The following is a 25,331-nucleotide window of genomic DNA, read 5'->3' as shown; positions in this document are numbered from 1 at the left end:
GCAACGTAACTGCTTCGATTCCCCCTTCCACCGGCTTCGCCGGTCCCCCTCCAGGGAGCCCACCGGGCTCCCGCGCTTAAGCGCCCCCCGCAAGCGGTGGAGGTAAGACCTGCTGGTAACATAGATCTCTAAAATGTAGAAGTTCACTGCTTATAACTATAAATCGGTAGTCAACATTTGGCTGCCGATTTTTTGTTGGCAAAAACTGAACTGTTGCGTTATAATGACAAAGTCAGACGAAAACTAGAGGTGACATTTGTGCATATCGTACTTATAGAGCCGGAGATTCCCGGCAATACGGGCAATATCGCCCGCCTTTGTGCCGCTACCGGCATTGAGCTGCATCTGGTGAAGCCCCTGGGCTTTGAGATAGATGACAAGCATCTGAAAAGGGCGGGACTTGATTACTGGCATCTGGTGAAGGTCCATGTCCATGAGAACTTTGACGAGGTGCTGGAAAAATATGCGGGGCATAATTTCCACTACTGTTCCACCAAGGCACCACGTGCCCATAGCGAGGCCAGCTATGCAGAGGATGATTTGATTATCCTGGGCAAGGAAACGGCGGGGATTCCCGAGGAAATCCTGCAGGAGCATTGGGAAGAATGTGTGCGCATACCCATGATAGCAGATGCCCGCTCATTGAACTTGGGTAATTCTGCCGCCATTGTAGCTTATGAGGCCTTGCGCCAGCTTGGTTTTCCGGGACTTTCTGAGACAGGTCCGGGACTTCATATTTGATAAGGGGAAGTTTTAGCAAATGAGAATCAGCGAAGAATTTATCAGGGACTGCCGCGCTTTCCTGCAGGCAGACCAGCTGCTTTTAGAGGAACCTATGAGTCGTCAGACTACCTTTGAGATTGGCGGCCCTGCCGACTGCCTGATTTTTCCTCAGACCATAGAGGAAGTCTGCCGGGTGGTTGCCTTGGTGCGTGAATATGACCTGCCGTTGACCGTTTTAGGGAACGGTTCCAACCTGCTGGTGCGGGATGGGGGCATCCGCGGCGTGGTGCTGAAGTTCAACGGTCCCATGTCTGAGATGCATCTGGAAGGCAATCATATCATTGCCGGAGCCGGAGCCCATCTGAAGGATGTCAGCGAGTTCGCTGCCGCCAGCGGCCTCACGGGACTGGAGTATGCCTGCGGCATTCCCGGCAGCATTGGTGGTGCTATCTTCATGAACGCCGGGGCCTATGGCGGGGAGACCAAGGATGTGGCGTACAGCGTCAAGGCTGTGGCCAAGGATGGCACGATGAAGACCTATAGCAAGGAGGAGCTTGACCTGGGCTACCGTCACAGCGTCTTCCAGGAGAACGGGGAGCTCATCTGCGAAGTGGAACTGGCTCTGGAATCTGGTGACGAGGGGGAGATCCGCCAGGTCATGGCAGACTACACCCAGCGCCGTGAAGCCAAGCAGCCTTTGGAAATGCCCAGCGCAGGTTCCACCTTCAAGCGCCCTGAGGGGTACTTTGCAGGCACCCTCATAGACCAGACGGGTCTCAAAGGCCTGCAGGTAGGCGGTGCCCAGGTATCTACCAAGCATGCAGGCTTCGTGGTGAATGCCGGCGGAGCCACTGCTGCCGATGTGCAGAACCTCATCAAGGAAGTGCAGCGCCTGGTCTTTGAGAAGCACGGGGTAAAGCTTTATCCCGAGGTGCGCATGATAGGTGAAGATTGAGGATTTAATTCCTTTAGAGTTGAAAGTCCTTCCCAAGTGGGAGGACTTTTTCTGTTTGCCAAGAATTAAAACAACATAGGAAGCACTCTGATTAAAGAAGGGAGTGGCGGCTATGCGCTTGGAATTCTGGGGAGCGGCCCATACGGTGACGGGGTCCTGCTATCTTTTGGAGAGCAATGACAGGAGATACCTGATTGATTGCGGCATGTTCCAGGGAGCGCGGCGGGTCAGGCTGCTGAACTACAATGATTTTGCCTTCAATCCGGCAGACATAGATGCCGTGGTGCTGACCCATGCCCATGTGGACCACAGCGGCCTGATACCAAAGCTGGTGCGGCAGGGCTTCAAGGGCACGGTGTATGCCACCAAGGCCACCTGTGACCTGGCCAAGATAATGCTGCCGGATTCAGCCCATATCCAGGAGTCTGATTCGCTGCTCATGAACCGCAAGAACGCCCGGCGGGGCCTGGAGCCAATGGAACCTCTCTATACCCTTGATGATGCAGCAGAGGCGCTGAAGCATTTTTCTCCGTGTCCTTATGATGCAGAGTGGGACCTGGCAGACAATATCAAGGTGAAATTCCGTGATGCTGGGCATATCATTGGTTCTGCCCTGGTGGAGATGTGGGTGACCGAAAGGGATAAGACCACCAAGCTGGTATTTTCCGGTGATCTGGGGCAGAATGACCAGCCTATCCTGCGTGACCCTTCTATCATAGACGGGGCCGATTTCCTCATGGTAGAATCCACCTATGGCGACAGGCTGCATCCCATTTACGACAAAGAGACCAGGCTGCTGGAAATCATCAATGACACCATGGACAGGGGAGGCAACCTGATTATCCCTGCCTTTGCTGTGGGGCGTACCCAGACTCTTTTGTATTACCTCTACAATCTGTGGAGGGCGGGACGGCTGGACAGCGATATTCCCATTGTGCTGGACAGTCCGCTGGCCATCAATGCCACGAGGATTTTCTTCCAGAATTACGAGAACTTTGATGAGGAATCACTGCAATTGATTGGTCCGGACGGCAGTGTGCCGGAGTTTCCCCAGCTGCACCTCTGCGTGACTCCGGAGGAATCACGGGCGCTGAATTCCTCCGAAGGTTCGGCCATCATACTTTCCGCTTCGGGCATGGCCGATGCAGGCCGCGTGCTCCATCATCTGAAGCACAATCTCTGGCGCCCTGAGTCCACAGTGCTCTTTGCGGGCTATCAGGCAGAAGGGAGCCTGGGCCGCCGGCTGGTGGAAGGGCTGAAGCGTGTCAGGGTCATGGGAGAGGAAGTGGTGGTCAGGGCCAAGATTGAAATCATGAATGGCTTCTCGGCCCATGCGGACTCCAACCAGCTCATGAACTGGATTGCGGCCATTCAGAATCCCAAGCCTGCCAAGGTCTTTATCGTCCACGGCGAGGCTACTGCCCAGGAGGCATTGAAGACGCGCATACAGAAGGAGTGCGGGGAAGAGGTCTATATTCCCTTCCGGGGGGATGTGGCCAAGATCAGCGGCAGGGCTTCGGAAATCCAGTATTCCAATATACCGGAAGTTTCTACAGAGATGGAAATGGAGGAAGTGTTGAAGACCTTCGACGAAGATTATCGCCAGATGCGGCATAAGGTGCTCCAGTATGTCATCCGCCAGCCCAAGACCATGGACGGCATGGTGAAGGTATTGCAGAAACTCAGGAACTACATGAAGAAGCTGATGGCTTCTTACAATATTGGCTGAACTGTCGGGCAGCTCCCTAAAATCGGGAGCTGTCCTTGTTTTTGTCTTGCCTGCAAAATAAAAAAATGTTACAATCATACGGATAATTGACAGTATGCTATGGGAGGGAATGAAGTGCCTAACAAGGTAGATATATTGGGAGTGAACGTGGATTCGCTCACCATGCAGGAAGCAGTAGAGCAGGTGGAAAAATTCATTGAGGCAGGGACGCCGGTGCTTATTGCCACTGCCAATGCGGAAATGCTCATGCGGGCTACTTACGACGAGGAACTGAAGGAAATCCTCAACGGGGCAGCTATGGTGACCCCGGATGGGGCAGGCACCGTATGGGCTGCCCATCATCTGGGCTTTGCCATGCCTGAGCGGGTGGCAGGCTACGACCTGGCTCAGAATCTCATGGCAGAAGCCTCCCAGCGTGGGCAGAAGGTGTTTTTCTTCGGCTCTGCCCCGGGGGTGGCGGAAAAGGCCAAGGCCAAGGCAGAGCAGCTTTATCCCGGCATCGAGATCTGCGGGGTAAGGAACGGCTACTTCAAGGAAGCTGACGAGCCGGCCATCATTGAAGAAATCAAGGCGGCCAAGCCGGATATCCTTCTGGCAGCTCTCGGCGTGCCCAAGCAGGAGAAGTGGCTCTGGAAATACAAGGATGAGCTGGGCGTACCTGTGTCCATTGGCGTGGGCGGCACCCTGGATGTCATGGCGGGAGTCATGAAGCGGGCACCCCGCTGGATGCAGAAGGCCAAGCTGGAGTGGCTTTTCCGCGGCATGCTCCAGCCCAAGCGGGCAGGCAGGCTTATGGCCCTGCCGAAGTTCGTGCTCAAGGTGCACGCATCGAAAAGGTAATAAAACTAAACGCAGTTATTCAGATTTTGCCTATGGCAAAATCTGAACAACTGCGTTATAACTCGGCGTTCGCCTCGTTGAAACGCTGATAGGAGATTTTACCTATGGTAAAATCTGAACAACTGCGTTATAATCATAAGGTGGTTCATGGGGGAGTGGATTTCCTCATATAACTAACAACAATAATTCTGCTCAGGAGGTGGAGTCTTGCTCCATATCGTAAGGGAAGGCTATCCTTTCATAGGTTTCTGCCTGGCCCTGGCAATAATTTTGGGTTTCTCGGTCAGCCCTTATGTGGCGGTGGTTCCCGCTGTGCTGGCCCTGTATTTCATGTACTTTTTCCGCAATCCCCGGCGGGAGATTGCGAAAGACTCCCAGCATATCCTTTCCCCTGCCGACGGCACGGTGCAGGACATTGCGGAGCTGGAGCATGATGAGGATGACTTTGTGCAGGGGCCCTGCAAGAAGGTCACGATTTTCATGTCTGTCTTCAATGTCCATGTGAATCGCAGCCCTATGGACGGGGAAATCAAGCTGCAGAAGTACTTTTGTGGCCGTTTTCGTCCTGCCTACAAGGATGAGGTGGGCTTTGTGAATGAGCATCACCTTATCGGTCTGGAAAATGATCGTCTGCGCATTACGGTGAAGCAGATTGCGGGCATTCTGGCACGGCGCATTGTGTCCTGGGTGACCTTGGAGGACAAGCTGAAGCAGGGTGACCTGTACGGCATGATCCGCTTCGGTTCCTGCCTGGAAATAGTCATGCCTGCCGAGGTGGAGGTATGCGTCAGGAAGGGCGAAAAGGTTACAGGGGGACAGACTGTTATCGGGAGGCTGAAGGACTGATGGATTACCGCAAGATCATTCCGAATACGTGCACATCCATGAACCTGGTGTTCGGCATGTGTTCAATCATAGCAACAATCAACCATGATTTCGTTTGGGGCTCCATTTTCATTCTGTTGGCCCTGGTGGCTGATGGTTTGGACGGACGTACAGCCCGTTTCTTCGGGGTGTCCAGTGAGATGGGCAAGGAGATGGATTCACTTTGCGACCTGGGCTCTTTCGGCATAGCCCCGGCCATTCTGGCCTGGTCTTTGGTGCTGAAGGATTTTGGCTTCCTGGGCATGGCTGTGGCTATCTTCTTTGCCATCTGTGGCATGTGGCGGCTGGCCCGCTTCAATGTGAACGCTGACGTGGTGCACGGCTATTTCATGGGGCTGGCTATCCCTGCCGGGGGCAATATCGTGGCTATGTCCACCCTGCTCTTCGTGGAGACGGGCTTTGACCCTCATGCACTGGGCTATAGCTATCCTCTGCTCATGGCAGTGGTGGCTTATCTCATGGTGAGTCATGTGCACTATCCCAATTTCAAGGGAGACGGTGCCGAGCCCATCTATCTGCCCACCAAGATTTTCGCTGCCCTGTTCTTTGCCGCCATTCTCTATCTGGGGTCTGGGGCTATCGTGCCTGCCATTTTGGCAGCTGTCTTTGGCACCTATGCGGCCAGCGGCATACTTAATTCAATCATTGCAATAGCAAGGAAAGGCTGATAGTAAGTGGCATACCCTTTTGATATAGTCATGGTTCCCATGCAGATTCTGATTTTCCTCTTTACCCTGTACTTCTTTGTCATAGGCTTCTGCGGTCTTTGGCGCCGCAGGGAACAGAAAATCATGACACCGAAAAAGACCTTTGCTGTCATTGTGGCCGCTCATAACGAGCAGGCGGTTATTGGGCAGCTGGTGGAGAATCTGCAGCACCTCAATTATCCCAAGGAGCTGTTTGATGTCTTCGTCATTGCGGATAACTGCAATGACAATACGGCTGAGATTGCCGGCAAGGCTGGTGCCATCGTCTGCGAGCGCACTCATCCTACCAAAAAGAGCAAGGGCTTTGCTCTGGAGTGGATGTTCGAGAAGCTCTTTGAGATGGAAAAACAGTATGATGCCGTAGTCATCTTTGACGCGGACAATCTGGTTCATCCCCAGTTCCTGATGGAGATGAACAACCGCCTTTGCAAGGGAGACAAGATTATCCAGGGCTATCTGGATGCCAAGAACCCCTACGATACCTGGGTGGCAGGCACCTTTGCCATCGCCTTCTGGGTCATCGACCACATTTCCCATCTGGCCAAGACCAATATCGGTCTTTCTGCCGTACTGGGCGGCACGGGCATGTGCATCACCACGGATGTGCTGAAGAAGCATGGTTGGCGCGCCACCTGTCTGACGGAGGACATGGAGTTCACTATGAAGTCCCTGGCTGAGGGCATCAAGACCACCTGGGCCCATGATGCTATCGTCTATGACGAGAAGCCCCTGACCTTCAAGCAGTCCTGGAATCAGCGCAAGCGCTGGGCCCAGGGACAGTTCGATGTGGCGCACCGCTTCATCCCCAAGATGCTCATTGAGGGCTGGCGGCAGAAGGATATCCGCATCTGGGATGGCTGCATCTATCTTCTGCAGCCCCACTTCCTGATGATATCCACCTTCTTCATCATCATCAGCTATGTGCAGCTGGGCTTTGAGCCTTTCTACACTAATATCTACACTCTGCTACCTTCGCAGATGATGACGGCCATCATGATGGGCCAGTACATCCTGCCCATGATCATTCTCTTCAAGATCAGGGCAAAGTGGAAGGCCTGGCTCTACATGCTGCTCTATCCCGTGTTCATCTACTCCTGGATTCCCATCATCTTCCTGGGTTTCATCCACAGGAATGAGCACGAGTGGAGCCACACTCAGCACACCCGGGCCATGAACATGGCAGACCTGGTGGGCAACGTGAAGAACACCAAGGGCTTCGACAAATTGAATTGACCATCTAGCACTTCGCAGCAGCGGGGTGCTTTTCTCTCTAAAGGAGGAAATAAAGAATGTATACACTGAAAGTAGAGGGGGCTTTTGAGGCCGCCCACCGGGTGGCGGGCTATCCGGGCAAGTGCGACAGGCTCCATGGCCACAACTGGGTGGTAGAAGCCACAGTGAAGGGGACTGAGCTGGACGAGCTGGGGATGCTGGTGGACTTCAAGGTCATCAAGAAAGCCTTGAAAAACACTCTGGAGCGTTTCGACCACCGTTACCTGAACGAACTGGCACCCTTCAAGGAGGGGCTTAATCCCACAGCGGAGAATTTGTCCCGTATCATCTTTGAGGAGCTGGAGGAAAGCGAGGTCTTCCAGCGGGACAGCCAGCTGGCGGCTGTCACTGTCTTTGAATCACCGAAATCCAGCGTCACTTATACAAAGGACTGAGCCATGAAAGAAAATCTTATCGAAATTTTTTCTTCCATCCAGGGAGAGGGAAAATACGTGGGCTGCCGTCAGGTCTTCGTGCGCTTCGAGGGCTGCAACCTGGACTGCCGCTACTGCGATACGGAAAATGAGCCGGGCAGCCACAAGACCTGCGATATAGAAACCTATGCTGGCAGCCGTGAATTCGCCAGGGTGCCTAATCCCCGCTCTGCCAGTCAGGTGGCTATGGAAATCAACCGCCTGTGCCAGGAAGTGCCCCATCAGGCTGTGAGCTTCACCGGGGGAGAGCCCTTGCTGCACGCTGACTTCATCCGTGAGGTTGCCAAAGAAATAGAGGTGCCTGTCTTCCTAGAGACCAATGGCACCCTCTATAAGCAGCTGGAGAGCATCATAGATATCACGGACATCATCAGCATGGACATCAAGCTCCCCAGCATTGTCACCCAGCCCCAGTGGGAGGCCCACAGGCGCTTCATCGAGATAGCCAGGACCAAAGACCTCTATATCAAGCTGGTGGTGGCTGAGGAAACCACGGAAGCAGAATTCCGTCAGGCCATCGACCTGGTGGCAGAGACCGCCCCTGAAAACCTCTTCATCATCCAGCCCGTGACCCCTTATGGCGGCGTCAAGGCTGCCAGCCCAGAGAAAATCCTTATATGCCAGAACTATGCTCTGACCAAACTAAAAGATGTAAGGGTTATTCCTCAGACACATAAGATGATCGGGCAGATCTAATTTTTAATATCCGCCGCCACGCTAAATTTCGGCGGCACTTTTGTCACAAGGCTCTGCGAGTTTTCTTGCAGGGCTTTTTGTGTGGTAGTGGACTTTGTATAATTGGAAGAAATCACTGGCAAAGATTTAATAAACATGTACAGAAGTCTCTGAAGTCTTGTAAAATAAGAGAGCAGGGCTTTTTACTTACAAGGGGGCAGGGATGGGCTGGGTGTTTTATAGAGGTAAGTCTTTGTGGTATAATTCAGGCAAGAGGAAGGAGAGGCTATTCCTCAGGAAGAAGTTTGATGAAAATAGTCAAAAAAATATGATTTGATAACTGATCCATAGGTATACTTGTGAGGAAGAAATAATGGCGCAGGTGAGAGAATTATAGAATTGAGATGTTCAAGGACTGAATTAGGTGACATCACAGTCAGGCACTTTGCTGATGCCATTGTCAACGCAGCTAATGAGAGCCTGCTTGGGGGCGGTGGTGTTGATGGGGCTATACACCGGGCGGCTGGACCGGAGCTTTTGGCAGAGTGCCGGACGTTGCATGGCTGCAGTACAGGTCAGGCGAAAATCACCAAGGCATACAGGCTGCCCTGCGACTATGTGATTCATACAGTCGGACCAATCTGGCATGGAGGCAGCCAGGGCGAGGCAGAATTGCTGGTAGGTTGCTACCGTCACTCTCTGGAACTTGCCATGGAGCATGGGATTCGTAGCGTGGCCTTTCCTTCTATCTCCACGGGGGTGTATTCCTATCCAGTCCAGCAGGCAGCGGAGATTGCTGTGCGGACGGTCAGGGAAGTAGTGAAGGAGCACCCGGAGGCGTTTGATGAAATCTTGTGGGTGCTGTTCGATGAACAGACGAAACTTATGTATGACGAGGCACTACGGGGATAAAGAAAAACACGGCATCTTTGCGTACCTGGTCGACGAAGATGCTGTAGCACTTGAGATAGTGGCATTTGTCACTGCGACCATGATATAACAACAGACAAGCACTTCCGGCGGAGGTGCTTATTTTTTTGCAGGTATTAAGCTGTGTATGTAGAAAAAATACACCATCATTAGAAATTTAGAGGTGATGGTGTATGTGTAGTGATGCAGATTGGCAAGGACTCATAGGCAGAGTCATAGAAAACGAAGCCTCAGATATACACATGACAGTGGGGCAGAGGCCGTATATGCGGTGCCAGGGGATACTGAGTGCTATGGATACTGACCCGCTGATTGAGGGATTTATGTCGGATTTTTGTGCGGTCATCTTAAGCGAGAGTCAGCGGGAGCGGCTGGCAAGGGACAGGGACATTGACCTTTCCTGGACCTATGCGGGGCGGCGGTTCCGGGTCAATGCTTACTACCAGCAGGGGGTTCCCGCTCTGGCCATCCGCCTGCTGCCGGAGAGGATTCCGAGCCTGGCGGAGCTGGGGGCACCCAAGGCCTGGCAGAAGCTGAAGGAAGTGGACCATGGGCTTATCCTTGTGACTGGCAGGACAGGTAGCGGCAAAACAACAACGCTTGCAGCCTTTATTGAGGAGCTGAACCGGGAGAAATCGTATCATATCGTCACCTTGGAAGACCCCATAGAGTACGTTTTCACTCCCAGGAAATGCTTTTTCAGCCAACGTGAGCTGGGCAGAGATTTTCTGGATTTTTCGCAGGCTTTGAAAAGTGCACTGCGGGAGGCACCAGATGTGATATTGGTGGGAGAGATTCGCGATGCCCTGACCATGAAAACAGCTATGATGGCGGCTGAAACAGGCATTTTGGTGCTTGCGTCCCTGCATACGCCCTCTGCGGAGGAAACAGCCCTGAGGGTGGAGGGGCTGTTCTCTTTGGCGGAACAGGAAATCGTAAGGGCGGAGTTCTCTGAAGTGCTGGCAGGGATAGTCAGTCAGCAGCTCTTGCCGGGAACCGGAGGGAGCAGGGTGAATGCCAGCGAGGTCTTGCTCAGAGATCCTGCGGTCAGGAATATCATCAGGCAAGGCAGATATTCTCAGTTGAGCAGTGTCATGCTCAGCCATCAGCAACAGGGCATGCAGACAAAAGACAGGGCGCTGGATAAGCTGCTGCAGGATGGCCGTATCAGCCAGGAGATTTGGAGAAGATACCATTGCTAAGAGGAAGGTAATATTGTGGGGATATTTCATTATCGTGCCAGAAATAATCATGCAGAGCTTTTTACAGGAGAAGTCACTGCCAAAGATATCCATGCGGCGGCTATGCAGATACGGAGCAAGGGCTTGTGGGTGGTTCAGCTTGAAGAGGAGGTGCCCCGGCGTCCCTGGTGGGAAAAAGTGACGGCTTTTCTGATGCAGGACATCAGCATACCTGGGATTTCTGCCAGTTTGGGCAGGGAGGAGGAAGCCCTTTTCCTCAGCCAGCTTTCCTCTATGCTTCAAGCCGGCCTGCCCCTGCCCAAGGCACTTTGTGCCATGGGCAGATATGGGGAGCAGGAATCATATCAGAAACTCAAGAAGCAATTGGAGCATGATGTGTCAGCTGGCAGGAGCCTGTGGGAATCCATGGCCCGCTATCCGCAGGTGTTTTCGGAAACAGTGCGCGCCTGCGTGAAAGCAGGTGAAGCCAGCGGTTCTTTGGGAGAGATACTCCAGCAGCTGTCATGGTACTTGAAGAAGAGTCTCAAGGCCAGGGGAAAGCTGAAGTCAGCTCTTGTATATCCGGCTATCCTGCTTGCCATGATGGTTATCTCAATATCCATTGTGGCAGTGTTTGTCCTGCCTACCTTTGCGAATCTGCTGGAAAACCTTCAGGGGGAATTGCCCTGGTCTACTGCTTTGATGTTGGAAGCTGCGAATTTCCTGGGTGGCTGGCAAGGGAAGGCACTGCTCCTGGGACTGATGCTGGCATTGGTTTGTGGTGTGGCAGCAATGCTTAAGGAACAGCGCTGCCGGCTGCGGATTGACAGGACATTGCTGTCTCTGCCTGCTTTGGGCAGGCTGATTGTGCATTTGGAATGGCTGCAGATCTTGGGAACGCTGGCCGTGCTGTTGAAAAGCGGCATACAACTGGCAGCAGCCTTGAAGATGGTCAGGGCAGTGCCGCAGAATTCATACCTCAGGAACTGCCTGGATAAGATAGGGCGGAAGGTGGAGCAGGGACAGACTTTCATGGACTCCCTGACTCTTTGCCAGTACGTTCCCTGGCAGGTCCAGGAACTCATTGCGGCAGGCGAGGAAGCAGGCCGTTTGGAGGAAATGCTATCAGAGTCAGCGGCCCTCTGCCAGGAACAAGCTGGTCAGGAAGCAGAGAGAATGATAGCTCTGGTTGAGCCGGCGCTGACTCTGGTTATGGGGTTGCTGCTGTTGTTTCTGGTGATGGCAATCATCATGCCAGTTCTGAATGTGATGGATGTGCTGGTATGAGAGGGGGTTATAAGGACAAGAGCCTTGCTTTCAGTTCCCTGTATTTGCGGGTATAGTAAGGTCCGTTCTGTGCTTCCCGGTGGTCAAAGCCATAGGCCCGGCGGCTCACAGCCAGGATGGGGGGAGCCTGTATGCGCTTGGCCACAGCCATGCCGGTGAAGAGGTTCCACCAGCGCTCAAGGTCGGCAATGAACTCAGCCGGGGTGGGGAAGTATTTATCCACCAGTCCTTTTTCGCAGCCCAGTTCTTCTTCCAGCCGTCCTTCGCTGTACCAGGTGAGTATGTCTTCCGGGGCAGCCTTCTGCCAGCGTTCTACGAAGGAGCGGAAGAGATAATCGTGGTAGGGGTACTTGATAGGATCACCCTTGCCCTCGTCTACGTTCTGGGCACTGGAGAGCTCCGCACTGGGCACGATATCGATGATGCCCTGGGGGATGGCTTCCTTATGGAAGACTTCTTCATTGAAGTAATAGGCCAGAGCATAGACCTGATGCTTCCAGAGGTCGGCCAGAGCTGCCAGGAAGCCGGACTGGTCACCGTAGAGGGTGGAGTAGCCCACGGTGGTCTCTGCCTTGTTTGCATTGCAGGTGAAGCCTGCCCCGAAAGCTGCTGCAGCTCCTGCCAGGACTCTGGCGCTGCGGTCACGGGCCTGGATGTTTTCGGCTGTGAAGGAGGAAACTTTCAGGCTGGCTTCCGTGCCTTCCTGCAGGAAGGTCATGGGAGTGTCTTCCAGCTGCCTGATGGTATGGTCCACGGAATGCTGGATGGGGACTACCATGTAGCGGCACCCCAGATTCTTTGCCAGCTGGGCAGAGAGTCCCTTGGTGGTTTCGGAATTGTAAACGCTGGGCATATTCACCAGCAGCACCTTGTCAGGTCCCAGGATTTCCGTGTAGAGGGCGGCGGCCACGGCAGAGTCGATGCCGCCGGAAATGCCGATGACGACTTTTTCCATGCGGATGTTGCGCAGGAAATGGCTGACGCCGTATTTCAGGGCGCGGTGAATCTGGGCCATGTCCGTGAGTTGTTCTTCTTCCTGCACAGGCATGGCTGCAAGCTGGTCGAAATCCAGCAACGTGAGTTTTTCTTTGTATGCGGGAGTCATGGCAACTACCTGGCCTGCGGCATTGTAGGCGGTGCTTGCTCCGTCAAAGGTATAGATGGTCTTGCCGTTGTTCTGCAGGCCGATGGCGTTCACATAGAAAAGAGGGGCCTGGTTTTCTTCCGCCTGCTTGCCGAAGACTACATTGCGGCGGTGGTTCTTGCCCAGGGTGTAGGGGGAGGCGGAGATATTGACCAGGAAATCCACCTTTTCGCCATTGGTGAGTTCTGAAAGCGGCGTGATTTCGTAATTGTCGCTCCAGCCGTCCTCACAGAGCAGGCAGCCTATCTGGTAATCCCTGCCCTTGAGTTTCAGGCTGATGGGAGACAGCAGCTTGCCCGGGGTGGTGCCCAGCTCACGGGCCAGCTTCTGGAGGCTGAAGAAATGGCGGGTGTCGTCAAACTCACGGTAGTTGGGCATCAGGGTTTTGATGACAAAGGGGTAGGGCATGCTGTCAGGCTGGACAAGCTTGCCGCTCTGGGCAATGAAGAGAGCATTGTATTTCCGCACCCGGCCGTCGTTGTTCTTCTTTTTCCAGTCCACGGCGATATTGCCAAAGATGACCGTAAGCTCCGTGTCTTTGGTGGCGGCGATGATATCTTCTCCGTAACTTTCGCAGTCGGCCAGAAAGGAACTCTGTTCCCAGGTATCTCCCAGGAGATAGCCGGGGACAGACATTTCCGGGAATATCACAAGGTCGGCGCCCTCCTGGCGGGCATCTTCCATCATCTGCAGGATCTTCCCGGTGTTAAGGTCAGGACGTCCGGGGATGACTTCCATCTGGGCCATGGCGATTTTCAGCACAAAAAACACTCCTTAAAGTATATGAAGACTTAAGGAAACACTGATTAATTCAGTGTTTCCTTTGCTTACGGCGAAATTTGAACAATGGTGCTATAATTATATCAGATAATATATGATTAGAAAGACATGGTGACAAAATGGCAAAGAAAAAACAGCAAAAGACCAACGCCGCCCGCATCCTGGACAGGTTGGGCATTGACTATGAACTGAAGGAATACGAGGTAGACGAGTCAGACCTCTCTGCCGTTCACGTGGCAGCCTCTGTGGGCATGCCTATTGAGCGGGTCTATAAGACCTTGGTGGCCAGGGGAGACAAGCATGGGATTGTCATGGCCGTCATACAGGGAGATCTGGAACTTGACCTGAAAGCTCTGGCAGCAGCCTCTGGCAACAAGCGGGTAGAGATGGTGCATCTGAAGGAGGTCTTTGCCCTTACCGGCTATATCCGAGGCGGCTGTTCTCCTTTGGGTGCCAAGAAGGAATACCCTGTTTACCTTGATGAGAGGGCCCGGGCTCAGGAAACTATAGCTATCAGCGCCGGCAAGCGGGGAGAGCAGATTATCCTGAAACCAGATGATCTGGTTTCAGCTACTGCTGCCACTGTGGCCCAAATTGCCAGATGAGCTTCCTGAATAGTGTACTACTCACCAGCCAGGGCTGTCGAGGTGTTTTCCTATAGAAAGAAAAAGTTGTAGCAAGTATTTATACAAATATAAACAACTTGACACGGAGCGTGGACATAGTATACAATACTTCCAGAAATATTCAGGTGGAGGCGGTTAATTTTGCTTAAAGTATTGGTAAATGGCGCCTGTGGGCGCATGGGGCAGATGGTAGTCAAGACCGTGCTGGCCGATGAGGAAATGGAACTTGTCGCGGCTGTTGACATCAAGGCCCAGGAAGATGTGGGCGCAGTGGTTGGCGCCGGGAAATGCGGTGTGGCTGTCAGCGACAATCTGGAGAAGGCTCTGGAGGATTCCGGGGCTGAGGTGATGATTGATTTCACCCGTCCTGATGTGGTGTATGGCAATGTGATGACGGCTTTGAAGCATCATGTGTCTCCTGTGGTGGGCACCACGGGGCTCAGCAAGGAACAGCAGGAGGCAATCAGGCAGGCAGCGGAAAAAGAGAACACGCCTGCCTTTATCGCTCCCAACTTTGCCATCGGTGCAGTGCTGCTGATGGTTCTCTCCGCCCAGGCTGCCAAGTATATGCCGGAGGTGGAGATCATCGAGCTGCATCATGACAAGAAGCTTGATGCTCCTTCCGGCACGGCTGTGCAGACGGCCAATATGATTGCCGAAGTCAGGAAGGCTCATGTGCAGGGCAATCCTGATGAGAAGGAAAAGGAAGGCTATGAGGGGGCCAGAGGTGCTGACCAGGAGGGCATGCACATCCACAGTGTGCGCCTGCCGGGTTATATCGCCAGCCAGGAGGTCATCTTTGGCGGACTGGGCCAGACCCTGACTCTTCGCCACGATACCACCAGCCGCGAGTCTTTCATGCCCGGGGTGGCACTGGCTGCCAAGAAAGTCAAGAGCCTCAAGGGGCTTACCATAGGGCTGGATAAATTGCTCTGAGCAAGAAAAGCAGTATTTGTCAGGGAAGTGTATTCATCGTTTAGGGGAGGATCACCGCATGAAAAAGTATAATGTAGCAATCTTGGGCGCAACTGGCGCCGTGGGCAAGGAATTCCTGAATCTCATCGAGGAACGCAATTTTCCTTTCGCAGAGCTGAAGATGCTGGCTTCCAAGCGTTCTGCAGGCAAGGTGATAAACTTCATGGGCAAGGATTACACTGTGGAGGAAACCACGGCTGATTCCTTCAAGGGGGTGGACATCGCCCTCTTTGCCGGCGGTGCTGCCAGCCAGGAATTCGCACCCGCTGCCGTCAAGGCTGGTGCTGTGGTCATTGACAATTCCAGCGCCTTCCGCATGGATCCTGAGGTGCCTCTGGTAGTTCCTGAGGTGAACCCTGAGGATATTGCCAAGCACAAGGGCATCATTGCCAACCCCAACTGCACCACTGCTATCCTCCTGATGGCCCTGAAGCCCCTTCACGATATCGGCCATGTGAAGCGCCTGATCATCTCCACTTATCAGGCAGCCTCCGGTGCCGGCAAGGAAGGCATGGAGGAACTGGAAATCGAGTCCCAGCAGCTGGCCAAAGGCGAGGCCACTGAGCCTAAGATCTTCCCCGTGGGCAAGCTGCCCAAGCATTATCAGCTGGCCTTCAATGCCATTCCCCAGGTGGATGTGTTCCTGGAGAACGGCTATACCAAGGAAGAGATGAAGATGGTCAACGAGACCCGCAAGATCCTCCACGAGCCCAACATGCCTGTGACGGCTACCACCGTGCGCATTCCTGTTTACCGCAGCCATGCCGAGTCCATCACGGTAGAGTTTGACAAGAAGGTCACTTTGGAAGCTGCCAGGGCCGCCATCGACAAGTTCCCCGGCGTGATCCTCCGTGACAATACTGCTGAGCAGGTCTATCCCATGCCCCTGGATACTTCCGGCAAGAACGATGTGGAAGTGGGCCGCCTGCGCTATGACGAGTCCGTGGAAAACGGCTTGAACTTCTGGGTCTGCGGTGACCAGATCCGCAAGGGGGCTGCACTCAACGCCCTGCAGATAGCTGAATACATGATTGAGCATGATATGGTGTGATTTCCTCAGGAAATCCTTCTTTCGGGCTGCGTCCTTCCGGGCGCAGTCTTTTTATTTTATTGGTTGCTATCCCCCTGCGCGTGAGATAAAATAGAGGCACAGTTTTTTTGGAAAGGAAGGCAGCACATGCAGAAGTATCGGATTGTGCCCAAGCAGGGGAATCTCCTTTGGGAATTGGTCCAGGGAATGAGGCTGGAGCCTGAGCAGAAGGAGCTCTTCAAGAACAGTGCCATACAGCATGTAGAGGTGCAAGGATCCAGCTGGGAGATTGCCATGATTTCCCAGAGCCTGATACCTGAAGGCCTTCTGGCAGAGGCTTCGGCTCATATCGCTCAAAAGTGCCAGTTGGGGGAAGTGATCTTCTACCAGGATGTGGTAAACCTGGAAGATGAGCTGAACAAGGTCTGGGGGAAGCTCATCAATATGTCTGCCGATGGCAATGCCACGGTATTCCAGCTCCTGAAGCGCTCCAAACACAGTGTGGACGGCAGCCAGGTGGTGCTGGACGTACCCGGTGAGCTGGCAGGGGAAATCATGCGGGCCCATGCGGTGACCCAGATGATGGGCAAGGCCATCAAGAAGCTGCTGGGCTTTTCCTGCCATGTCATCTGCAATGCCAGCGACGAGGTGCTGCCGGATATAGAGGTGGACTGCGCCTTCAATACCCCTGACTATGTGCAGGCGGTGAGAAATGAGCGGCAGGAGTCTGCCGTGCATGAGAGTACCACAGGCTACAGCCAGCCTGTCAAGGCATCTGAGGTCAGTGCTGCCAAGCCCCAGGAGAAGAAGGAAGCTGCCAAGAAACCTGCACCCAGGGCTGGGCAGCAGAAGCCTGTGGTCATACAGGGGGCGGGCAAGCTCATCTTTGGCCGTGGTGTCATGGGCGAGTCCATGCCCATTGCCGAGCTGGAGGGCGAATCCAAGAACGTCATCCTGGAAGGTACGCTGCTGTCTCTCAAGACCATGGAATTCAAGACCGGCACCAAGATGCTGACCTTTGCCCTGGCAGACAACACCAATGGCATCAGCTGCAAGAAGTTCTTCAAGCCCAAGAAGGGCAACAGCGAGGAGGAGGACTTCGAGCAGATTGCCTCTTCCCTGAAAGAGGGCATGGAGGTGCGTGTCCGGGGCTCTGTCCGCTTTGATACCTACATGAATGAGTATGCCCTTTTCGTGGACAGCCTGGCGAAGAAGGACAAGGCCAAGCGTGAGGACCATGCCGAGGTGAAGCGGGTGGAGCTTCATGCCCATACTACCATGAGCAGCATGGATGCCGTGGTGTCCGTGAAGGATCTCATCAAGACCGCTGCCTCCTGGGGTTGGCCTGCCATTGCCGTCACTGACCACGGCGTGGTGCAGGCCTTCCCTGATGCTGCCAAGACCGTGAAGGAAAACAAGCTGGACATCAAGGTCATCTACGGCATGGAAGGTTATTTGGTAGGGGACGACTTCGAGCAGAAGCGGGCCAACCATATTATCCTTTTGGCCAAAGACCCCAATGGCCTGCGCAACCTCTATCAGCTGGTTTCCCTGTCCCATCTCAAATATTTCCATCGTCAGCCCAGGCTGCCCAAGTCCATCATCCAGGAATACCGGCAGGGGCTGCTCATCGGCTCTGCCTGCGAGGCGGGGGAGCTGATCCGGGCCATTGTGGCGGGCAACAATGATGATGAGCTCATGGAGATTGTGGAGTTCTACGATTATCTGGAAATCCAGCCCATCCACAATAATGACTTCCTGAAGCGCAAAGACGAATTTGCCAATGTGAATACCGATGATGACCTGAGGAAAATCAACCTCAAGGTGGCAGAACTGGCGAAAAAGGCCGGCAAGCTGCTGGTGGCCACCTGCGACGTGCATTTCCTGAATCCTGATGATTCCATTTACCGTGCCATCCTCATGAAGGGCAAGGGCTTTGATGATGCGGAGATGCAGCCGCCCCTTTACCTGCGCACTACGGAAGAAATGCTGGCAGAGTTCTCCTATCTGGGAGAAGAAGAGGCTTATGCGGCGGTGGTGGAGAATCCCCGGAAGATCAGCGAGATGATAGAGAAGTTCAAGCCTATCCCCGATGACCTCTATTCTCCCATGATTCCGGGGGCGGACGAAGAAATCCGCTCCATGTCCTACAACAAGGCCAAATACATGTATGGGGATAATTTGCCAGAAATCGTGGAAGCAAGATTGCAGCAGGAGCTCAAGCCCATCATCGGCCACGGCTTCTCCGTGCTGTATCTCATTGCCCAGCGGCTGGTAAAGAAGTCAAATGATGACGGCTATCTGGTAGGCTCCCGTGGCTCTGTGGGTTCTTCCTTCATAGCCACCATGACGGGCATCACGGAGGTCAATCCTCTGCCACCGCACTACCGCTGCCCCCACTGCCAGTACAGCCACTTCATCAATGACGGCTCCGTAGGCTGCGGTTACGACCTGCCTGATAAGGAGTGTCCTGTCTGCGGCACCAGGCTCCTGAAGGACGGCCATGATATTCCCTTTGCGGTGTTCCTGGGGTTTGACGGGGACAAGGTGCCTGATATCGATCTGAACTTCTCCGGCGTATATCAGCCTGTGGCCCATAAGTACACGGAAATCCTCTTCGGCAAGGACAATGTCTACAAGGCAGGCTCTATCCAGACTGTGGCGGACAAGACCGCCTTCGGCTATGTGAAGAAGTTCTTCGAGGAAAAGGGGGAGAGGCGTCACATCGCCTACATTGACCGCATGGCCAAGGGCTGCATGGGTGTCAAGAGCACCACCGGGCAGCACCCGGCGGGTATCATGGTTGTGCCCCGCAATATGGATGTGCATTTCTTTACACCCATCCAGCACCCTGCCAATGATATGAACTGCGGCATCATCACCACCCACTTCGACTATCACTCCATCAGCAGCCGTCTGGTCAAGCTGGATATACTGGGACACGATGATCCCACGGTGATAAAGATGCTGGAGGATCTCACCAACCGGGACCCCAAGACCATACCCTTCGATGACCCGGCCACCATGTCCCTCTTCAACTGCACGGATGCCCTGGGGCTTACCCCGGAGGAGCTGGGGGCCACTTCCGGTACCTTCGGCATTCCCGAGTTCCGCACTCCCTTTACCCGGCAGATGATAGATGATACCCATCCGGACTGTTTCTCAGACCTGGTGCGCATCTCCGGTTTCTCCCACGGTACGGATGTGTGGCTGGGCAATGCCCAGGACCTCATAAGAAGCGGCCAGTGCACGCTGAAAAACGCCATCTCGGCCCGTGACGATATCATGATGTACCTGATTCACAATGGCATTGAGCCCCTGCTTTCCTTCAAGACCATGGAGAAGGTGCGCAAGGGGAAGGGGATAGCAGAGGATGTGGTGGAAAAACTCAGGGCAGGGGGCATACCCGAGTGGTATATCGAATCCTGCCAGAAAATCAAGTACCTTTTTCCCCGTGCCCATGCTACGGCTTACGTCATGATGGCTTACCGCATAGCTTTCTGCAAGGTGCACTATCCCCTGGCTTACTATGCAGCGTATTTCTCCATTCGCGCAGACGAGTTTGATGCCAACGTGGTGTCCCGGGGCAAGGACTTTGTGAAGCAGCAGATCGATGAGCTGGAGGCAATCTCCAAAGAGCAGAAGCTTGATGCCAAGCAGAACGCCACCCTAATTGTGCTGCAGCTGGCCTGGGAACTTTATCTCCGGGGGTTTGACTGCCAGCTGGTGGACATCTACCGCAGCGATGCGGAAAAGTTCATCATCGAGGGTGATTCCCTGCTGCCTCCTCTGGCTTCTTTGGCAGGCATGGGGACCAAGGCAGCTCAGGGCATTGTGGAGGCCAGGAAGAACGGCGTCTTTACTTCCATAGAGAATCTGCGCCGCCGTTCAGGCATTTCCAAGACCAATATCGAAATCCTGCGTGACCACGGGTGCCTGGCAGGCATGAGTGAAAGCGACCAGGTTTCCCTGTTTGGGTGAAATTGCATAAGGAAAAGGCTTGCTTCCTGGATGAAAGGAGGCAAGCCTGTTTCTTATGCCTGATTCTTATATGGAAAGTCTTTCGTCAAGGGTCCGGTAATCTGTCAGATCGGTGATCAGGGGCGTGACGGAAATGAAGCCCTGTTCTGCAGCATAGATGTCTGTGGCTTCGCCCTTGTCCGTGTCGTAGATTTCTCCTGCCACTGAGTAGAAGACCCGGCCGTCACGCTCTTCCCTGATAAAGGCGTTCAGGTAATCACGGCGTCCCTGGCGGCTGAAGAGAAATTGTGGCTGGCGTCCCCGGAAGGATTTGGGGAAGTTGATATTGTAAAGGAAGGGATGAGTCATTCCAGCCATGGTTTTTTCCAGATATGCCTTGAAGATGCCCGCGGCCTCATCAGCTGTGATTTCGCTGTGGACATCAAGGGAAACGGCAAAGGAGGGGATATCGTGCAAAAAGCCCTCCCGGGCAGCTCCCACGGTGCCGGAGTAAAGTATATCCGTGGCGAGGTTGGCGCCGTTGTTGATGCCTGAGAGCACCACATCTATCTGCCTGTCTTTGCCCAGCTCCTCAACGTAGAGCTTGATTCCATCCACGGGAGTGCCGCCCACACCCCAGGCCTCAATGCCATAAAGGGATGCAAGCCGCTCATTTCTTACCAGTTCCATGGTATCACCGATGGTCAGGGCATGGGACATGCCGCTCTGCTGGTGCAGGGGGGCAGATACGATCACTTCATGCTCCTTGCACAGGGCTTTCACCAGCGCCTCCAGCCCCGGTGCCTCAACCCCGTCATCATTGCCTATGAGAATGCGCAAAAGGATACCTCCTTGAAGATTTCATATTAGAATACTACTATACTAACATATCCACAATAATATGTGAAATAGTTATTGACATGAAAAACCGCATAAGCTAATATTGTATTTATTGTTGAAAACGAGAGGGATCAACCCGCTATTTTATAGGAGGCATATTAACAAGAATGAGCACGAATGAAAAACTCAGGAACATTGCCATCATCGCCCACGTCGACCACGGCAAGACTACCCTGGTTGACGCTATGCTGAAGCAGAGCCATGTTTTCCGCTCCAACGAGAAGGTGGAGGAGCGCGTCATGGACTCTGGCGATATCGAGCGTGAGCGCGGCATTACCATCCTGTCCAAGAACACGGCTGTCATGTACAACGACATCAAGATCAACATCGTTGATACCCCGGGCCATGCCGATTTCGGCGGCGAGGTGGAGCGTGTCCTGAACATGGTGGACGGCGTGCTCCTGCTGGTAGATGCCTTTGAGGGCCCCATGCCCCAGACCAAGTACGTGCTCCGCAAGGCTCTGGAGCAGGGCCTGAAGCCCATCGTGGTCATCAACAAGATTGACAAGCCCAACCAGCGCGTGGACGATGTCTATGACGAAGTGCTGGAGCTCTTCATGGAGCTGGATGCTGATGATGAGCAGCTGGATTTCCCTGTCATTTACGCTACGGCCCGTGACGGTATTGCCAAGTACAACATGGACGATGACAACGACAATCTGGAGCCCTTGATGGAAACCATCATCAAGGAGATTCCCTGCCCCCAGGGCAACGCTGATGCTCCCCTGCAGATGATGATCACCACCCTTGAGGCTGATGCCTTCGTGGGCCGCGTGGCTATCGGCCGCATCATCCGCGGCAAGGCCCGTGTGAACCAGAATGTGGTCATCACCAACGGCGATCAGGAGTACAAGGCCAAGATCGGCAAGGTCTTCACCTATCAGGGCCTCCAGCGCGTGGAGACTGAAGAAGCTGGCATGGGCGAGATTGTTGCCCTCACCGGCCTGGGGGATGTGAGCATTGGCTACACCGTGGCTGATGCAGAGAACCCCGAGGCTCTGCCCACCATCAACATTGATGAGCCCACCCTCTCCATGACCTTTGGTGTCAACACCAGCCCCTTTGCTGGCCGTGAGGGACAGTTCGTTACCTCACGCCATCTGCGTGACCGCCTCTTCAAGGAAGTGGAGACCAACGTGGCCATGCGTGTGGAAGAGACTGACTCTGCTGATGTGTTCAAGGTTTCCGGCCGTGGCGAACTCCATCTCTCCATCCTCATCGAGCAGATGCGCCGTGAGGGTTATGAGCTGCAGGTAGGCAAGCCGGAAGTTGTTTACAAGACCATCAACGGCCAGCTCTGTGAGCCTATCGAGAACCTCACCGTAGAGGTTCCCCAGGAGTACATGGGCACTGTCATGGAAGCTCTGGGCACCCGCAAGGCTGAGCTCTCCAACATGACCGAGACGGCAGGCTATATGCGCCTTGAGTTCACCATTCCGGCCCGCGGCCTGATTGGTTTCCGCTCCGAACTGCTCACCAGCACCAAGGGCAACGGCATCATGAATCACGTGTTCCACGGCTATGCGCCTTACAAGGGGGATATCCCGGGCCGTACCCGCGGCTCCCTGGTTGCCTTCGAGCAGGGCGAGACTACCGGCTATGGTATCTTCACCCTGCAGGATCGCGGCACCATGTTCATCTCTCCGGGCGAGAATGTCTACGAGGGCATGATTGTGGGCGAGAACTCCCGCGAGATGGATATCGACATCAACCCCTGCAAGAAGAAGAACGTTTCCAACATGCGTACTTCCTCTTCCGATGAGGCTATCCGCCTGGTGCCGCCCCGCATCCTTTCTCTGGAGCAGGCACTGGAGTACATCAACAAGGACGAGCTGGTGGAGGTCACTCCTGAGCACGTGCGCCTGCGCAAGGCTATCCTTGACCGCACCATCCGCGGCCGCGCTGCCAAGAATGCACGCAAGTAAGAACTTGGATAAGTGAATCTGAAAAAATCCTGAGGGAAATTGATTTTCCAGCAGGATTTTTTTTGCTTTTTGCGAATAACTATGGTATCATGAAGAAAGGTTTATGGGTGAACTTAGACTTAGAATTAGAGAATCTGTGGAATCATATATGGATACTGTGACAAAAACGTTGGAAGGACGAGATGGCAATGAGTGCATGGGCTAGCGTACAAAAGAAATTTGACGGATTGGTGAACATCCTTATGCCTCCCGAGGCTTATGTCGAGGACGAGGTACAGGAAGAAGAAGAGGTGCAGGCAAAGGCTGAGGAGAAGGTGCAGCCTTTGCAGCAGAGTGCCCGCAAGGTGGTGAACGGTGCCCCCGCCTACAGTGAGGAAAGTGCAGGCAGGATGAGCCGTTATGAGAAGGCTGCCGCCCGCAGCCATGAGGAGCGTCCCAAGCTTACGGTGCACACCACCAAGACCCCCAGCCTCAAGGTGCGCATTTATGCGCCGACCAATTTCGACCAGGTTACCGCCATTGCCGATGACCTGAAGGCTGGCAAGGCTGCTGTGGTGAACTACGAGCGCATTGAGGCAGAGGAGCAGCGCCGTATCTGCGATTTTGTCAACGGTGTCTGCTATGTTCTGGACGGCTGTGCCAAACGCATTTCAGAGCAGATTGTGCTGTACGTCCCCGAGGGCGTGGATGTGGACGAAGCCATGTCCGTAGCGCTGCCCTATTGATTCTTTGATTTGGTTTTGATCAGGCAGTCTCATGCAGGCTGCCTGTTTTTATGTTGTTTTTTGGAGGGTTCAAAATGGCTAAGAAAAATGAAATCCTTGAAAGTGTGCTTGATGAGTTCAAGCAGCTGGCTGCTATTCCCCGCCAGTCGGGCCACGAGCAGGCAGTAAGTGACTTTTTGAAAAAATACCTCACGGAGGCAGGCTTTTCCGTTCATCAGGATAAGGTGAACAACATCATTGCTGATGCCCCCGCATCTCCCGGTTTTGAAAAAGCCCCTCTCACCATCCTGCAGGGGCACATGGATATGGTCTGCGTAGCTGAAGAAGGCTATAGCTTTGACCCCCAGAAGGATCCCATCAAGCTTGTACGTGATGATAAATATCTTTCTGCTGAGGGCACCAGCCTGGGCGCAGATGATGGCATCGGAGTGGCTGAGGGCATATACGTGCTGAAAAATGCCAAGGACCATGGCCCCCTGCGCCTTATCATTACCGTGGATGAGGAGAGAGGCATGACAGGTGCCATCAATCTGGAGGAAAAATATCTGAAGGATGCCAGCTTCCTCATCAACTGCGATTCGGAAAACTGGGATGAGCTTACCGTGGGCAGCGCTGGCAGCGTGAATCTTGATTTCTCCCGGAAATTGAAAAAGGCAGCGCCTCAGGGGAAGACTGCCTGGAAGATCACCGTCAGTGGGCTTCTCGGCGGCCACTCTGGCGAGCGCATCGGCGACGGCCGGGGCAATGCCATCCGCACCCTGGCCCTGGCTCTGCAGGCGCTGCAGGATAAGGGTCTGGTGGAAGTAGCAGACTTCAGGGGAGGCAAGGCCCGCAACGCCATCCCTGACAGTGCTGTGGCAGTAGTGGTTACGGATTTGCCGGAAAAATATATCAGGGAGGTTCTCTCTGCAGAAGAGGAACGCTTCGGGAGGATTTACGGCTCCGTTGATCCCCAGGGGAAGATCCAGGCAGTCAAGGCAGAACTCCCTGGCGAGGTGCTGACCGCAGGGGATGCCAAGCGTCTGCTGACCCTGCTCACTACCCTTCATACGGGTGTCTTTGCCATGTCCACGGTCATTCCGGGGTTGGTGGAAACCTCTGCCAACCTGGGCGTGGTGGAAATGGATGGCGAGGAAGTGGCCATTCAGTATTTCCCCCGTTCTGCCGTGGATCAGAAGCTGGACGAGTTCCGTCATCTGGCTCAGCAGATGGCAGAGCTTACGGGCTTCACTGCTCATATTGGCACCCAGTCCCCTGGCTGGAAAGAGAACAAGGACAGCCGTCTGGCCAAGATCATGGCTGAGACCTTTGAAGCCCAGAATGGCCAGCCCATGAAGGTTGAAACCATCCATGCCGGTCTTGAGTGCGGCTGGCATTTCCGCAAGAATCCCGAGCTGGACATGGTGTCCATTGGCGTCACCACCATGGATATCCACAGCCCCAAGGAGAGGCTGGAACTGGCTACCGTGGAGCCTCAGGTGAACCTTATTCTTGAAACCTTGAAAAGAATTGCTGCCCTGAAGTAAGGCAAGCAAAAATCCCTGCAAGCGTAAATGATATGCTCCCCCTATGAGAGACAGTAAAAAATAAAACTGTCATCATAGGGGGATTTTTCATGCCATGTAAGCAAAAAGCAACAGCAGAAGAG

21 protein-coding genes are annotated in these 25,331 nt (G+C 54.0%); 19 read left to right on the top strand and 2 right to left on the bottom strand.

The features are described from left to right. The first annotated feature begins 258 nt into the window (after nucleotides 1-258). From BLW59_RS11310 to BLW59_RS11255, 12 genes are all read left to right on the top strand, one after another. On the top strand, nucleotides 259-741 hold the full coding sequence (locus BLW59_RS11310) for a tRNA (cytidine(34)-2'-O)-methyltransferase (RefSeq protein ID WP_029543419.1): 483 nt from the start codon (nucleotides 259-261) through the stop codon (nucleotides 739-741). Nucleotides 742-760: 19 nt separating this feature from the next. Beyond that, on the top strand, nucleotides 761-1,678 hold the full coding sequence (murB, locus tag BLW59_RS11305; protein ID WP_074697874.1) for a UDP-N-acetylmuramate dehydrogenase: 918 nt from the start codon (nucleotides 761-763) through the stop codon (nucleotides 1,676-1,678). 112 nt (nucleotides 1,679-1,790) lie between these two features. Continuing rightward, nucleotides 1,791-3,407, top strand: coding sequence for an MBL fold metallo-hydrolase (locus BLW59_RS11300; RefSeq protein ID WP_074697873.1), 1,617 nt, complete (start codon nucleotides 1,791-1,793; stop codon nucleotides 3,405-3,407). 99 nt (nucleotides 3,408-3,506) lie between these two features. Beyond that, nucleotides 3,507-4,247: a WecB/TagA/CpsF family glycosyltransferase gene (locus BLW59_RS11295; protein WP_074697872.1), complete on the top strand. Its 741-nt coding sequence runs from the start codon at nucleotides 3,507-3,509 to the stop codon at nucleotides 4,245-4,247. 207 nt (nucleotides 4,248-4,454) lie between these two features. Next, on the top strand, nucleotides 4,455-5,093 hold the full coding sequence (locus BLW59_RS11290; RefSeq protein ID WP_074697871.1) for a phosphatidylserine decarboxylase family protein: 639 nt from the start codon (nucleotides 4,455-4,457) through the stop codon (nucleotides 5,091-5,093). Then, on the top strand, nucleotides 5,093-5,800 hold the full coding sequence (gene pssA / locus BLW59_RS11285) for a CDP-diacylglycerol--serine O-phosphatidyltransferase (RefSeq protein ID WP_029543425.1): 708 nt from the start codon (nucleotides 5,093-5,095) through the stop codon (nucleotides 5,798-5,800). Before BLW59_RS11290 ends, pssA begins: the two co-directional genes overlap by 1 nt. 30 nt (nucleotides 5,801-5,830) lie before the next feature. Beyond that, nucleotides 5,831-7,072: a glycosyltransferase family 2 protein gene (locus BLW59_RS11280; RefSeq protein WP_051650470.1), complete on the top strand. Its 1,242-nt coding sequence runs from the start codon at nucleotides 5,831-5,833 to the stop codon at nucleotides 7,070-7,072. A 56-nt stretch (nucleotides 7,073-7,128) separates the two neighbouring features. Further along, nucleotides 7,129-7,506: a 6-carboxytetrahydropterin synthase QueD gene (gene queD / locus BLW59_RS11275; protein ID WP_029543428.1), complete on the top strand. Its 378-nt coding sequence runs from the start codon at nucleotides 7,129-7,131 to the stop codon at nucleotides 7,504-7,506. Between the two features lie 3 nt (nucleotides 7,507-7,509). Continuing rightward, the gene (locus BLW59_RS11270; RefSeq protein WP_074697870.1) at nucleotides 7,510-8,241 is read left to right on the top strand and encodes a 7-carboxy-7-deazaguanine synthase QueE; all 732 of its coding nucleotides are present in this window, start codon (nucleotides 7,510-7,512) and stop codon (nucleotides 8,239-8,241) included. Nucleotides 8,242-8,619: 378 nt separating this feature from the next. Continuing rightward, complete coding sequence (locus BLW59_RS11265) at nucleotides 8,620-9,132, top strand: O-acetyl-ADP-ribose deacetylase (RefSeq protein WP_074697869.1); 513 nt, start codon at nucleotides 8,620-8,622, stop codon at nucleotides 9,130-9,132. Between the two features lie 191 nt (nucleotides 9,133-9,323). Then, nucleotides 9,324-10,352: a type IV pilus twitching motility protein PilT gene (locus BLW59_RS11260; RefSeq protein WP_074697868.1), complete on the top strand. Its 1,029-nt coding sequence runs from the start codon at nucleotides 9,324-9,326 to the stop codon at nucleotides 10,350-10,352. 15 nt (nucleotides 10,353-10,367) lie between these two features. After that, the gene (locus tag BLW59_RS11255) at nucleotides 10,368-11,618 is read left to right on the top strand and encodes a type II secretion system F family protein (protein ID WP_029544476.1); all 1,251 of its coding nucleotides are present in this window, start codon (nucleotides 10,368-10,370) and stop codon (nucleotides 11,616-11,618) included. A gap of 7 nt (nucleotides 11,619-11,625) precedes the next feature. Here the strand turns inward: BLW59_RS11255 and nadE are convergent, their stop codons facing one another. Further along, nucleotides 11,626-13,524, bottom strand: a complete 1,899-nt coding sequence (nadE, locus tag BLW59_RS11250; protein WP_074697867.1) for an NAD(+) synthase — start codon at nucleotides 13,522-13,524, stop codon at nucleotides 11,626-11,628. Between the two features lie 137 nt (nucleotides 13,525-13,661). Between nadE and ybaK the strand changes: the two genes are divergently transcribed. The 4 genes from ybaK to BLW59_RS11230 all read left to right on the top strand — a co-directional run bounded on the left by ybaK (nucleotide 13,662) and on the right by BLW59_RS11230 (nucleotide 20,154). Further along, nucleotides 13,662-14,147 carry a Cys-tRNA(Pro) deacylase gene (ybaK, locus tag BLW59_RS11245; RefSeq protein ID WP_074697866.1) on the top strand — a complete coding sequence of 162 codons (486 nt, stop codon included), beginning with the start codon at nucleotides 13,662-13,664 and terminating at the stop codon, nucleotides 14,145-14,147. Nucleotides 14,148-14,309: 162 nt separating this feature from the next. Continuing rightward, the gene (gene dapB / locus BLW59_RS11240) at nucleotides 14,310-15,104 is read left to right on the top strand and encodes a 4-hydroxy-tetrahydrodipicolinate reductase (RefSeq protein WP_074697865.1); all 795 of its coding nucleotides are present in this window, start codon (nucleotides 14,310-14,312) and stop codon (nucleotides 15,102-15,104) included. 58 nt (nucleotides 15,105-15,162) lie between these two features. Further along, nucleotides 15,163-16,194, top strand: a complete 1,032-nt coding sequence (locus tag BLW59_RS11235) for an aspartate-semialdehyde dehydrogenase (RefSeq protein ID WP_074697864.1) — start codon at nucleotides 15,163-15,165, stop codon at nucleotides 16,192-16,194. A 126-nt stretch (nucleotides 16,195-16,320) separates the two neighbouring features. Next, nucleotides 16,321-20,154, top strand: a complete 3,834-nt coding sequence (locus BLW59_RS11230; RefSeq protein ID WP_074697863.1) for a PolC-type DNA polymerase III — start codon at nucleotides 16,321-16,323, stop codon at nucleotides 20,152-20,154. A gap of 66 nt (nucleotides 20,155-20,220) precedes the next feature. On the opposite strand, the gene surE is transcribed toward BLW59_RS11230, so the two are convergent. Next, nucleotides 20,221-20,973: a 5'/3'-nucleotidase SurE gene (gene surE / locus BLW59_RS11225; protein ID WP_074697862.1), complete on the bottom strand. Its 753-nt coding sequence runs from the start codon at nucleotides 20,971-20,973 to the stop codon at nucleotides 20,221-20,223. A 167-nt stretch (nucleotides 20,974-21,140) separates the two neighbouring features. Between surE and typA the strand changes: the two genes are divergently transcribed. From typA to pepD, 3 genes are all read left to right on the top strand, one after another. Beyond that, the gene (typA, locus tag BLW59_RS11220) at nucleotides 21,141-22,958 is read left to right on the top strand and encodes a translational GTPase TypA (RefSeq protein WP_074697861.1); all 1,818 of its coding nucleotides are present in this window, start codon (nucleotides 21,141-21,143) and stop codon (nucleotides 22,956-22,958) included. Nucleotides 22,959-23,146: 188 nt separating this feature from the next. Next, nucleotides 23,147-23,683, top strand: a complete 537-nt coding sequence (locus BLW59_RS11215; protein ID WP_051650483.1) for a cell division protein SepF — start codon at nucleotides 23,147-23,149, stop codon at nucleotides 23,681-23,683. Nucleotides 23,684-23,757: 74 nt separating this feature from the next. Further along, on the top strand, nucleotides 23,758-25,209 hold the full coding sequence (gene pepD / locus BLW59_RS11210) for a beta-Ala-His dipeptidase (RefSeq protein ID WP_074697860.1): 1,452 nt from the start codon (nucleotides 23,758-23,760) through the stop codon (nucleotides 25,207-25,209). The last annotated feature ends 122 nt before the right edge of the window (nucleotides 25,210-25,331 follow it).

This window comes from Selenomonas sp. KH1T6 (genome assembly GCF_900108415.1).
GTDB classification, from domain to species: domain Bacteria; phylum Bacillota; class Negativicutes; order Selenomonadales; family Selenomonadaceae; genus Selenomonas_B; species Selenomonas_B ruminantium_A.
This window is presented reverse-complemented; position numbering and strand designations above follow the sequence as displayed.

Coding starts and splice junctions, on each gene's coding strand:
- BLW59_RS11270 (WP_074697870.1), top strand. CDS start 7,510: ATGAAAGAAAATCTTATCGAAATTTTTTCTTCCATCCAGGGAGAGGGA.
- BLW59_RS11295 (WP_074697872.1), top strand. CDS start 3,507: ATGGGAGGGAATGAAGTGCCTAACAAGGTAGATATATTGGGAGTGAAC.
- BLW59_RS11300 (WP_074697873.1), top strand. CDS start 1,791: ATGCGCTTGGAATTCTGGGGAGCGGCCCATACGGTGACGGGGTCCTGC.
- BLW59_RS11215 (WP_051650483.1), top strand. CDS start 23,147: ATGAGTGCATGGGCTAGCGTACAAAAGAAATTTGACGGATTGGTGAAC.
- BLW59_RS11280 (WP_051650470.1), top strand. CDS start 5,831: ATGGTTCCCATGCAGATTCTGATTTTCCTCTTTACCCTGTACTTCTTT.
- typA (WP_074697861.1), top strand. CDS start 21,141: ATGAGCACGAATGAAAAACTCAGGAACATTGCCATCATCGCCCACGTC.
- BLW59_RS11230 (WP_074697863.1), top strand. CDS start 16,321: ATGCAGAAGTATCGGATTGTGCCCAAGCAGGGGAATCTCCTTTGGGAA.
- murB (WP_074697874.1), top strand. CDS start 761: ATGAGAATCAGCGAAGAATTTATCAGGGACTGCCGCGCTTTCCTGCAG.
- ybaK (WP_074697866.1), top strand. CDS start 13,662: ATGGCAAAGAAAAAACAGCAAAAGACCAACGCCGCCCGCATCCTGGAC.
- pssA (WP_029543425.1), top strand. CDS start 5,093: ATGGATTACCGCAAGATCATTCCGAATACGTGCACATCCATGAACCTG.
- queD (WP_029543428.1), top strand. CDS start 7,129: ATGTATACACTGAAAGTAGAGGGGGCTTTTGAGGCCGCCCACCGGGTG.
- BLW59_RS11235 (WP_074697864.1), top strand. CDS start 15,163: ATGAAAAAGTATAATGTAGCAATCTTGGGCGCAACTGGCGCCGTGGGC.
- BLW59_RS11260 (WP_074697868.1), top strand. CDS start 9,324: ATGTGTAGTGATGCAGATTGGCAAGGACTCATAGGCAGAGTCATAGAA.
- pepD (WP_074697860.1), top strand. CDS start 23,758: ATGGCTAAGAAAAATGAAATCCTTGAAAGTGTGCTTGATGAGTTCAAG.